Annotated in this window: 12 protein-coding genes; 4 read left to right on the top strand and 8 right to left on the bottom strand. The window is 75.9% G+C overall.

The window, feature by feature from the left end:
* Positions 1 to 499, bottom strand: a 499-nt coding sequence (locus ABD353_RS27025; RefSeq protein ID WP_344626283.1) for an EamA family transporter, incomplete at its 3' end; no start/stop codon positions are given.
* Between the two features lie 45 nt (positions 500 to 544).
* On the opposite strand from ABD353_RS27025, the gene ABD353_RS27020 reads away from it, so the two are divergent.
* Positions 545 to 1,042, top strand: coding sequence for a MarR family winged helix-turn-helix transcriptional regulator (locus tag ABD353_RS27020; protein WP_344626282.1), 498 nt, complete (start codon positions 545 to 547; stop codon positions 1,040 to 1,042).
* A gap of 59 nt (positions 1,043 to 1,101) precedes the next feature.
* On the opposite strand, the gene ABD353_RS27015 is transcribed toward ABD353_RS27020, so the two are convergent.
* Together ABD353_RS27015 and ABD353_RS27010 are read right to left on the bottom strand one after the other, a co-directional pair.
* Positions 1,102 to 2,016: an RNA polymerase sigma-70 factor gene (locus ABD353_RS27015; protein ID WP_344626281.1), complete on the bottom strand. Its 915-nt coding sequence runs from the start codon at positions 2,014 to 2,016 to the stop codon at positions 1,102 to 1,104.
* On the bottom strand, positions 2,013 to 3,206 hold the full coding sequence (locus ABD353_RS27010; protein WP_344626280.1) for an NAD(P)/FAD-dependent oxidoreductase: 1,194 nt from the start codon (positions 3,204 to 3,206) through the stop codon (positions 2,013 to 2,015). The genes ABD353_RS27015 and ABD353_RS27010 overlap by 4 nt, the downstream gene beginning before the upstream one ends.
* A 321-nt stretch (positions 3,207 to 3,527) precedes the next feature.
* Between ABD353_RS27010 and ABD353_RS27005 the strand changes: the two genes are divergently transcribed.
* Complete coding sequence (locus tag ABD353_RS27005; RefSeq protein ID WP_344626279.1) at positions 3,528 to 4,811, top strand: hypothetical protein; 1,284 nt, start codon at positions 3,528 to 3,530, stop codon at positions 4,809 to 4,811.
* A 12-nt stretch (positions 4,812 to 4,823) separates the two neighbouring features.
* Here ABD353_RS27005 and ABD353_RS27000 read toward each other — a convergent pair whose 3' ends face one another.
* The 5 genes from ABD353_RS27000 to ABD353_RS26980 form a co-directional block, all read right to left on the bottom strand.
* Positions 4,824 to 5,552 (bottom strand): VOC family protein, encoded by a 729-nt coding sequence (locus ABD353_RS27000; RefSeq protein ID WP_344626278.1) that lies wholly within the window; start codon positions 5,550 to 5,552, stop codon positions 4,824 to 4,826.
* Positions 5,553 to 5,670: 118 nt separating this feature from the next.
* The gene (locus ABD353_RS26995; protein ID WP_344626277.1) at positions 5,671 to 6,435 is read right to left on the bottom strand and encodes a maleylpyruvate isomerase family mycothiol-dependent enzyme; all 765 of its coding nucleotides are present in this window, start codon (positions 6,433 to 6,435) and stop codon (positions 5,671 to 5,673) included.
* Positions 6,436 to 6,481: 46 nt separating this feature from the next.
* Entirely contained in the window at positions 6,482 to 7,255 is a 774-nt protein-coding gene (locus ABD353_RS26990) for an alpha/beta fold hydrolase (RefSeq protein WP_344626276.1), read from the bottom strand.
* Positions 7,256 to 7,339: 84 nt separating this feature from the next.
* Positions 7,340 to 7,792, bottom strand: coding sequence for an SRPBCC family protein (locus ABD353_RS26985; RefSeq protein WP_344626275.1), 453 nt, complete (start codon positions 7,790 to 7,792; stop codon positions 7,340 to 7,342).
* Positions 7,789 to 8,157 carry an ArsR/SmtB family transcription factor gene (locus ABD353_RS26980; protein WP_344626274.1) on the bottom strand — a complete coding sequence of 123 codons (369 nt, stop codon included), beginning with the start codon at positions 8,155 to 8,157 and terminating at the stop codon, positions 7,789 to 7,791. Before ABD353_RS26980 ends, ABD353_RS26985 begins: the two co-directional genes overlap by 4 nt.
* 110 nt (positions 8,158 to 8,267) lie before the next feature.
* Here ABD353_RS26980 and ABD353_RS26975 point away from each other — a divergent pair, with 110 nt between their 5' ends.
* Both ABD353_RS26975 and ABD353_RS26970 read left to right on the top strand, forming a co-directional pair.
* Positions 8,268 to 10,115, top strand: a complete 1,848-nt coding sequence (locus ABD353_RS26975; RefSeq protein WP_344626273.1) for a GDSL-type esterase/lipase family protein — start codon at positions 8,268 to 8,270, stop codon at positions 10,113 to 10,115.
* A 43-nt stretch (positions 10,116 to 10,158) separates the two neighbouring features.
* Complete coding sequence (locus tag ABD353_RS26970) at positions 10,159 to 10,680, top strand: nucleoside 2-deoxyribosyltransferase domain-containing protein (RefSeq protein WP_344626272.1); 522 nt, start codon at positions 10,159 to 10,161, stop codon at positions 10,678 to 10,680.
* Positions 10,681 to 10,814 lie beyond the last annotated feature (134 nt).

Raw genomic sequence — 10,814 nt, 5'->3', positions numbered from 1 at the left:
CCTTCCTGACCACCCCGCGGGAGGCCACCACGGGCGCGCCGCCGAGGGCGGCGGCGGTGCCGACGGCGCCCGGCCGGGCCTCGGCGCGCAGCACCATGAGGGTGACGCCGGCGATGCCGCCGACGGCGGCGGCCACCGTGCGGGCGGTGAGGCGTTCGCCGAGGAGGAGGGCGGAGAGTCCGGCGACCAGCAGCGGCTGGACGGAGCCGACGGTGGCGGCGAGTCCGCCGGGCAGCCGGTAGGCGGCGACGAACAGCAGCGCGAGGAAGACGCCGATGTTGAGGGAGCCGAGCACGAGCGAGCGCCACCACCAACTGCCGCTCGGCAGGCGGCGGGTGAGCAGGACGAGTAACAGGCCGGCGGGCAGCGCGCGGAGCATGGCGGCGGTCAGCGGGCGGTCGGGCGGCAGGAACTCGGTGGTGACGAGGTAGGTGGAGCCCCAGACGGCCGGGGCGAGCGCGGTCAGCAGGAGGACGGTCAGCCGTCGATTTCTTAGCACTAAGACAATGTATCTCACCACTAAGAGATCCGCTAGGCTGATTCCATGGCAGACCACGTCGACACCGTCCTCGCCCAGTGGGCCCGGCAGCGCCCGGACCTGGACGTCTCCCCGATGGCCGTGATCGGCCGGCTCAAGCGGGTCGTGGCGGCCCTGGAGCCCGAGATGCGGCGCACCTTCGCCGCGCACGGCCTCGACGCGGCCTCCTTCGACGTCCTCGCCACCCTGCGGCGCAACGGCCCGGACCGTCCGCTCACCCCCGCCGAACTGATGCGCTCCGCGATGGTCACCTCCGGTGCCGTCACCCAGCGGCTCGACCGGCTCCAGGCCAACGGCCTCGTCACCCGCAGCCCCAGCCCCACCGACGGCAGGGTCGTCCTGGTCTCCCTCACCGACAAGGGACTCGCCCTCATCGACGGCGCCCTGCCCGACCACCTCGCCACCGAGGAACGCCTGCTCGCCGCACTCGACCCCGCCGCCCGGGACGGCCTGGCGGCCACCCTGCGCACCCTGCTGGAGGCCCTGGAGGACCCGCACCGCTGAGCGGCCCGCCCGCCCCTGCGCGGTCCCGTGACCCCGGGCCCTGCTCCGGCCGGTGCCGCTCAGGAGAGTTCGTGGCGGGTTCCGCCGGCGACGGCACGGAGCTTGTCCGGGTTGGCGACGTTGTGGATGGCCGAGATGCGGCCCTCCGGGTCCACGTCGAAGGTCAGCGTGGCGACCACGCGGTCCGGACCGCGGAAGACGACCCCCGGGCCGCCGTTGATCCCGGTGAGCTCCGCACGCATCTGCCCCGGCTCGATGCCCTGGTAGGCCACCGTGCCGAGCGCGGCGAACCAGCGGGCCACGGTCTCCGCGCCGACGACCGGCTTGAGGGCCTGGCGGACCTTGCCGCCGCCGTCCGTCCACAGCGTCACGTCCGGGGAGAGCAGTTCCATGAGCGTGTTGATGTCGCCGCCCGTCGCCGCCGCGAAGAAGCGCTCGGTGACGTCCCGTCGGCGGGCGCGGTCCGTGCTGAACCGCGGCCGGCGCGCCTGGACGTGCTCACGGGCGCGGTGCGCGGTCTGCCGCACCGCCGGCTCCGAACGGTCCACCGCCCGGGCGATCTCCGCATAGCTGAACGCGAAGACCTCCTTCAGCACGAAGACCGCCCGCTCCAGGGGGCTCAACGTCTCCAGCACGACCAGCAGGGCCATGGAGACCGAGTCCGCCGCGGCGACGCCCTCGGCCGTGTCCGGGTCGGTGAGGATCGGCTCGGGGAGCCAGGGTCCGACGTAGGTCTCGCGCCGGTGACGGGTCGAACGGAGCCGCTCCATCGACAGGTTGGAGACGATCCGGGTCAGGTAGGCCTTGGGATCGGCGACCAGGGACCGGTCGGCCGCCGACCACTTCAGCCAGGCGTCCTGGACGACGTCCTCGGCGTCGGCGGCGGTGCCGAGGATGCGGTAGGCGACGGAGAAGAGCAGGGTGCGGTACCGCTGGAAGGCGAGCTGGTCGGGGCCGGCCTGCTGCGGGTTCACTTGGCGCTCCTGATCCGGGTGTAGCGGCCGCCGTGCGGCCAGAACGCGCCCGAGGCGGGCATCTTCTTCATGCGGGCGAAGGTCGGCCACGGCGCTGCGCTGACCGCCTCCTTGTACTTCGCGGCCCGCCTGCCGGTCAGCACGATCCGGCGCGGGCTGTCGTCGGGCCGGGTGAACTGCACGACGGCGTCGTGCCGGCCCAGGCTGACGGGCGTGTGGTAGTAGCCGAAGCGGAACGGCTCGGGCTCCTTCCCGGCCAGCACCCGCAGGACGGAGAGGGCGGCGTGCACACCGGTGGGCATGCCGCCCTGGCAGGTCCCGTGCATCACGCCGTACCCCTGGCGGATCGCCGCCGCGTCGCCCACCGCGTAGACGTCCGGGTGGGAGACCGAGCGCAGCGCGCCGTCGGTGACCACGCGGCCGCGCTCGTCGACGGTCAGGCCCGCGGCGGCGGCCAGCGGCGGGACGCGGGTGCCGCTGGTCCACAGCACCGCGTCCGCCGGGATGTTGGAGCCGTCCGCGAGCTCGACGCCGTCCGGCAGCACCTCGACCACCTCGACGCCGCTGCGCACCCGCACCCCGAGCCGGGCGAGCGCCGCGTCCAGGTGGGCCCTGGCCTTCGGGTGCAGGTTCGCCCCCGGCTCCTGCCGCCCCAGCAGCACCACCCGCAGCCGTGGGTACCGCTCGGCGATCTCCGCGGCGGCCTCCACACCGGTGAGGCCGCTGCCGCCGACCACGACCGTCCCGCCGTCGAGCCGGGCCAGCCGGTCGGCGAGCAGGGCGGCGTCCTCCGGGCCGTCGAGCGTGTGGGCGTGCTCGTCCACGCCGGGCAGGGCCGCGGTGTCGGCGACGCTGCCCAGACCGTAGACCAGGGTGTCGTAGCGCAGGATCCGGTCGTCGTCGATCCGGACGGTCTTCGCCCCGGCGTCCACGGCGGTGACCCGGCCGCGGACGAAGACGGCGCCGGTGCCGTCCAGCAGCTCCGGGATGTTCATCACGGCCGTCTCCTGGCCGGTGGCGGTCATGTGCAGCCTGAGCCGCTCGGTGAAGGTGTCGTAGGGGTTGACCAGCGTCACCCGCAGGTTCCCGCGCTTCCTGGTGCGGGCCGCGAGCTGGATCGTCGCGGCGAGCCCGGCGTAGCCGGCGCCCAGGACCAGGACCTCGTGCCGCTGCGCTGCTGTCGTGTTCATCGCTCTGCTGTCTCTTCCGTGTCGTCGTTCCCGCCGTGCGGACGACCACCAGACGCACGCTGCCCTTCCGTTCGTGACACGGGCCCGTGTGGCCTGTGTCACATCGTGAAGGGGGGCGGCCGTGCGCAGCATCGGCACCCCCGGCGCCACGACGCACCGCATTCAACCATGATCGACCGGCTGTGCAAGGAGACTGACGGAGCGGCAGGAGCCGCAGGTCGGGCACGGAGTCCGGCGCTTCGGCGCGGCCCACGAGCACCGGCCCGCTGCGGAGCCGGGGCCCGGAGGGGCTCCGGCGCCGACCGCCTAGAGTGACGGACCATGTCGACCGGCACCCTCCTCGTGGACACCGCCGTGGCCGGCTCCGTCGCGGTCACCCTCCGGCAGGCCCCGCGGGTGCTGCGCCGCCCCGCACCGGCCGCACCGGGCACACCGGCCGGCGGCCGGCGCGGCGTCACCGCGGAGACCGCACTGGCCGCCGTCACCGCGCTGATCCTCCTCAACCAGCTGCTGGTCACCGTCTACCTGCTGCGGGTGCACGACGGCGACGCCTCGTTCGTCGCCCGGCTGCTGCCGCCCGGATGGTTCGACCTCGCCGACGGGCCGACCGTGCGGGCCCTCGCCGCCCACGTGCCCGCACCGGAACTGCTCGCACCGAGCCTGCTCCGCGTCCCGGCGCTGCTCGAACTGCCCTTCGTCCTGCTGGTGTTCCTGGCCGTCCTGCGCCGACTCGACCCGGTGGCGTACCGGCAGGCCGCCCTGTCGCCGCTGCTCGGTCTCGCCGCGGCCTCCTACACCGCCGTCTTCTGCACCGTCGAATGGCAGCTGCGCACCCCGTGGACGGAACAGGACATCGCGATCCGGCTGCTCTCCGCCGTGCTCACCCCGCCCGCCGTCGCCGCGCTGCTGCGGCGCGACGCGCGGGCCGCCCGCACCCCGGCCGGGCCGCCGGGCACCTCGGGCCTGCTGCTCTTCGCCGTCGGCCTCGCCGCGCTCGGCCACCTCGTGCTGACCGTCTACGACACGGCGCTGCTCTACAACCTCGGCCGCCTGCCCGGCCGGCTCCCCGGCGCGGCCGCGGCGGGCGCCGTCCTCGCCGCCACCGCACTGCTCCGCCGCCGGGTCCCGGCCGCGGCCGGGCCGGCGGGGGCGGGAGGTGTGGGGGTCCTGCCCGGCCCCCCCCCCCCCCCCCCCCCCCCCCCCCCCCCGCCCCCCCCCCCCCCCCCCTCGGCGGGCCGGCCGGCCACCGGGATGCTCGCGGACGGGCTGCGCCGGTCACTGGTGCTGTTCTTCGTCCCGGCCCTGGCGATCCGGTACGGTGTCACCTTCGGGACCCCGCCGCTCGCCGCCGCGGCCGGGCTCCTCGTGCTGCTCGCGGCCGCCGTCCCCGTCCTGGCCGCCCGCCCCCGTGCCGCGGCGCTCGCCCTGCTCCCCGCCGCGTTTGCGGCCCTGCTCGCGGCGTCCGCCGCCGCACGCCTGACGGCGGGCGCCCACTACGAGACGCCGCTGCTCGGCGCGGCCGCCGCCGCCCTCGCCGCGGCCGTGCTGACCTGCGCCCTCGTCGACCGGCTCACCACGGCGGCGGTGGCGGACGGGCGGCGCTGAGCGCTCCCGCCGTCAGCCCAGGGCGCCGGTGTGCGGGTCGCGGGCGGTGAGGCAGTAGGTGCCGCCGGCCGGGTCGCGCATCACCGTCCAGTGGCTGTGCTCGGCGACGAAGACCGCGCCGAGGTCCTCGTGGGCGCGCCGGGCGGCCGCGCGGTCGGCGCAGGCGAAGTCCAGGTGGGCACCGGTCGGCCGGGGGTCGTCCAGCCGGTGCAGCAGGATCCGGACGGGCAGCTCCGCCGGCGACTTGACCACCCGGAACTCCGGCCGCGAGCCGGTCAGCACCGGCCAGCCGGTCAGCCCGCCCCAGAACGCCGTCTCGGCCTCGAATGCCCCGCCCGGGACGTCGACGGCGAGCTGGTCCAGCCGGGTGCCCGCGAAGACCTCCGGACGGCGGGACTCGCCGCGCCAGGGCACCGCGCAGAACGACTGCCCGGCGGGGGAGGCGAGGACCACCAGGCCGTCGCCTTCGTCCGCCAGCACCGAGGCACCCAGTTCGACGGCGCGGCCGGCGAGCGCCCGGACGTCCTCGGCCGCCAGGTCCAGGTGGGCGCCGCCGGTGCCGTCGGCCACGCCCTGGAGCTTCAGGCAGGCGTCCGTCCCCTCGCTCAGCAGGGTCGCGAACTCGCCGTCCGCACCCCGGCGTTGTGACAGCGACGTGCCGGTCGCCGCCGTCCAGAACCCGGCGGCCTGCGCGAACCGCTCCCGCGGCCGGTCCACGAACGCGTACACCCAGCGGATCATCCCTGCTCCCGTCACCTGATGGCCGTGCCGACCGGCCGTGCGGGGACATCGTGCTGGCCGGGGGCGGCCGCGCACAAACGGGTTGGCCGAACGGCAGCCCCCCGGCCCCCGCCGGGGGTCACTGGGTGGCGGTGACGATGCAGCGCTTCAGCTCCGCGACGGCGTCGGGATCGCCCTCGACGGTCAGACCGGGTGCCGGGTTGCCGTCCTGACGGTTCCACACCCAGCGCAGCACGGCCGCGGGCGGACCGCTCACCACGGCGTCCGCCGGGCCGCCGCCCGCCCCGTCCTCGACCGTGAACACCCCCGGGCCGGTCCGCAGCCGCCAGACGGCGCCCTCGGTGCGCACCTCGTAGCCGCGGCCGGGGGAGTCCGCCAGGATCCCGGTGAAGTAGCCGCCCCACTCCGCGACGCCGTACGCCACGAAGACCTTCAGCAGTTCGTCGATGCCGTCCACCGCGAGATCGGCCGGGACGGGCGCGACCCGCTGCCCGGTGCCGAGCTCGGCGTCGATCCGGTGGATCACCGTCTCCTGCGCCATCCGCCGGATCCAGAAGCCCACCGATGTGTCCGGCGCGTACCAGGAGCCGGCCGGGTCCTCGGGGCGGCGGGCGGCGAACTCGGCCAGCAGGCCCTGGTAGGCCCGGTCGAGGAGCGCGATCGGCTCCTCCTCGTCGAGCCCCTTCGGCGGCCACTGCTCGGGTTCGGCGCCCTCCCGCATCGCCGCGATCTTGTGCAGGTACACGGCGCCGACGTGCCGGGCCAGGTCGGTGACCGTCCACCCCGGGCAGGTCGGCACGGCCGCGGTGGGTGCGAGCGGCATCACGGACCGCAGCCGGGCGAAGTCGGCCGCGAGGCATTCCAGGTATCGGGCGTTGTCCATGACGACAGTTCAGCACGGACCGCCGGCGCACCGGCCCCGATCGGCCTCAGCCGAGGAAGAACTCCGCGAGGACGGGCGCCAGCGCCTCCGCTGCCACGTCGTGCGTCTGGCCCTCCAGAACGCGGTGCACCGCACCGGGCAGCGCCTCCGCGGCCGCCCGGGCGGCCTGCTGCAGCACCGGCGGACTCGCACCGCCCGCCAGGACGAGCGCCGGCACGCCGACCCGCCGCGCCAGGTCGCGCGGCACGAAGCCGTCGGCCAGCACCGCGTCGTCGTACCCCAGCGTCGGGGCGATCGCCTCGAACGCCTGCCAGTGCGGCTGCGCCCGCATCCCCGCCACCGCCTGCGCGGGGACACCGGCGTGCGCCATGAACAGCGCCACCGCATCGCCCCGGCGGCCGGCGGCGAGCAGCTCGTGCAGCCGCGCCGAGTACTCCTTCGCCTCCGCGGCCAGACCGGCCTCGGCGACGAACGGCGGCTCGTAGAGGGAGATCCGGGTGATCCCCGGCTCGGCCGCCGCCGACCGGAGCACGAGTGCGGCCCCGGAGGAGGTCCCGTGCACGGCCGCCCGGCCCCCGGCGGCCGCGACCACCGCCCGCAGGTCCTCGACCTCGCGGTCCAGCGCGTAGGGCGGGGTGTCCCCGCTGTCGCCGCGGCCCCGGCGGTCGTAGGCGTACACGGTGAAGTCCCGTTCCAGCAGCGCGGCCAGCGGGCGGGCCGAACGGTGGCACAGCGCGCCGTCGACCAGGACGAGCGCCGGTCCGGCGCCGCCGTACTCGTAGGCGATGCGGGTGCCGTCGACGGAGGTGAGGACGGGCATGGTGACTCCCTGCCTTCCATGGAGATCGGTGCTGCACGGAGACCGGTGCCGCGGCGGCCCCCGGGGGGATCGGCGTCGGCGGGCTCAGCCGTGCCCGGCGTCCAGGCCCGCGACGTACGCCTCGAAGCGGTCGAGGCTGGTGGCGAAGCCGGCCTGCGCCGCGGCGCTCAGGTACGCGGCCGGGACGTTGGTCTGATGGGTGACCACCTCCGTCCGGCCGTCGTGCAGGTCGGTGAAGGTGACGGTGGTCCGCATGCCGCCCTCGACGTCGGCCTCGACCCAGACCAGCCGGTCGGGCCGGCTGACCTCCGCGTACACCGCCCGCATGGTGTGGGTGCTGCCGTCGGCGTCGCTGACCATGGTGGTCTCGAAGGCGCCGCCCGGCCGGAGGTCGACCACGATGCCGTCCAGCGGGGTGGTCGTGCCGATCGGGCCCCAGAAGCGGGTCAGGTGCTCCGGGGTGGTCATGCAGTCGAAGAGCAGCTCGGGCGTGGCCCGGTGGATGCGCCGGTAGGTGAGTTCGCCGGTGGTGGTCATGGGGTGCTCGTCTCCTCGGCGCCGCCGTCGCGCTGCTCCGCGCCCAGCGCGGCCAGGTGTGCGTCGAGGCGGTCGTGGCGGTCGGCCCAGACGCGGCGGTGCCGGCCGATCCAGTCGGTGGCCGCGTCCAGGTTGGTCGGCTCCAGCACGCACGGGCGGGACTGCGCCGCCCGGGTGCGGGAGATCAGGCGGGCCTGCTCCAGCACCTTCAGGTGCTTGGAGACCGCCTGCTGGCTCATCGCGAACGGCTCGGCCAGCTCGCCCACGGTGGCGCTGCCGGCGGCGAGCCGCTCGAGTATCGCCCGCCTGGTCGGATCGGCCAGCGCGGCGAACACCAGGCTCAACTCGTCCTCGACGACCGTCATGACGCCAGCCTATGCACAACCAGTCGTTTGCACAACCGATGGGTTGTGGACGGGTTCCGCTGCTGGGGCGGTGGGCGGACCGCGGACCTACAGTGACGTCGAGGGATGCCGTGAACCGCCTCCGGGTGCGTCCGGCTGCCGGCCCGACGGCCGCGTTGACCGTCCTGTCGGTGGTGGGCGCCCATCTGCTGTCCCTGGGTACCGCGCCGCCGGGCGCCGCCGCCGAGGGCGCTGCCCCCCTGGCCGCGCTCTACGACAACACCGCCGTCACCGCCGGGGGTGCCCCCGCCGGGGACCTGGACGGGAGGGGCGGCAGCCTCGCCGAGGCCGACCTCGCGGCGGCCGGATGGGCACGGGGCGCACGGATCACCGTCAACGGCACGACCTACACCCGCGCCGACGTGGCACCCGGCCGGCCCGACAACGTCCTCGCGGCGGGCCAGGACGTGGCCGTCTCGGGCCGCGGCAGCGCCCTGGGCTTCCTCGCCACCGCCACCGGAGGCCCGGCCACCGGCACCGGCACGGTGCGCTACGCCGACGGCACCAGCAGCAGCTACGAACTCACCGTCGGGGACTGGGCGGCCGGGAGCACCGCGGCGGCGGCGCTGACCCTGCCGCACCGCCGCACCCCGGCCGGTACCGTGCCGGAGCAGGCGCGGCTCTACACGGCGGCCGTCCCGATCGACCGCGGCAAGGCGGTCGTCGCGGTGACCCTGCCCCGGCTCCGCGACGACCGCCACGACCGCGCCCCGACACTGCACGTCTTCGACGTCGCCGTCCGCAACACCACGGACGCGCCGGGCGGCCGGGTCTGGGAGGCCGCCTGGACGGCGTCCCAGGGCACCGCGTCCGCCGTGCCGGAGCCCGACGGCTGGACGGACCGCACGCTGCGGATGGTCGTCCACCCGAACCTGGCCGGGCGGACGGTCCGGATCAGGCTGACCAACGCCCTCTCGCCCGTGCCGGTCACCTTCGGCCGGGTGACGCTCGCCGTCCAGGCCGACCACGGCACCGCCCGGGCGGCGCCCGTCCCGGTGACCTTCGCCGGCCGGACGCGGACGACCGTCCCGGCCGGCGGCGACGCCTACGGCGACCCGGTCGACCTCCCGGTCGCCGAGGGCGACGAACTGCTGGTGAGCATCCACCTGCCGGGCCGTGTCCTGGTCGCGCCCCGCCACGTCTGGGCGCTGAGCACCTCCTACACCACCGCCGCCGGCGCGGGCGACCACAGCACCGACACCGGCGGCGCCGCGGTGCCCCGGCCGATCCCGTACTGGGCCTTCCTGACCGGCGTCGACCTCGCCACCGCGGACGGCCGCGGCACCGTCGTCGCCCTCGGCGACTCGCAGACCGACGGCGCCCACACCCGCCCCGACGCGGACCACCGCTGGCCCGACCTCTGCGCCGCGGACCTGCGTCGCACCGCCCCCGGCACCGGCACGGCCAACGCCGGGCTGTCCGCCAACTCGCTGCTGACCGACAGCACCGGCGCCGCCGGGCCCGCCGCACTCAACCGCCTCGACCGCGACGTCCTCGCCCAGCCGGACGCCCGGACCCTCGTCCTCTACGAGGGCATCAACGACATCACCCTGCACGACGCCTCCGCCCGGGACCTGATCGCTGGTATCCGGCGGATCACCGCCCTGGCGCACGCCCACGGCCTGCGGGTGGTCGTCGCGACGATCCCGCCCTTCGGCGGCAGCACCCTCTGGACGGAGGAACGGGAGGAGGTCCGACAGCAGGTCAACTCCTGGATCCGGTCCTCCCGCGACATCGACGCCCGCACCGACTTCGACCTCGCCGCACGCGACCCCGCCGCCCCGGAACGGCTGCGCGACGGCGTCCACGACCCGCGCGACCACCTGCACTTCAACGACGCCGGCACCCGGCTGCTCGCCGACACCCTCGCGCCCGCCCTCGCCGGGGTGCTCGCCCGCGGCGCCCCCTCCGGCCGGTAGTCTCGCCCGCGCGGCGAGCGCGAACGGCGGCGGAGGGGCAACGATGACGGGCACCGTCCGACAGGTGTGGGCACGCGAGGAGATCCCGTCCGGCCCGAGCGTCTTCCTCGCCGGGCCGACGCCGCGGACGGCACAGGTGGCGTCCTGGCGGCTGCAGGCCGTCGACCTGCTCGCCGAGCGGTGGGACGGGCCGCAGCCGCTGACGGTGCTGCTCCCGGAGGACCGCGGCGGCTTCCGCGCCGCCGACTACGACCACCAGTTCGCCTGGGAGACCGCCGCCCGGGCCGGCGCCACCGCGATCCTCTTCTGGATCCCGCGGGACCTGCGCACCCTGCCCGGCTTCACCACCAACGTCGAGTTCGGACACGACGTCACCACCGGGCGGACGGTGCTCGGCTGCCCGCCCGACTGCCCGAACCCCGAGCGCAACCGCTACCTGCTGCACCTCGCCCGGCACTACGGCGCACCCGTCCGCGAGACCCTCCCGGAGACGGTGGCGGCGGCCCTCGCCCTGGTGACAGCGGCCGCCGGGGCCGATGCGTCCGCGGCCGAACGACGCCGGTGACCCGCCGCGCCGGGCCGCAGCCGCTGCCATAGGGTGATGCCGTCGCAGGCCCGGTGCCGACGAACGGGACACCCCTGCGGCCGGGCCGCGGCCCGTCCCACGGTGCGTCAGGACCGCACCCGCGGGCACGTCAG

It is taken from the genome of Kitasatospora arboriphila, assembly GCF_039528095.1.
GTDB lineage: Bacteria > Actinomycetota > Actinomycetes > Streptomycetales > Streptomycetaceae > Kitasatospora > Kitasatospora arboriphila.
The sequence above is the reverse complement of the archived record's forward strand: the minus strand, read 5'-3'. Positions and strand labels throughout refer to the sequence as shown.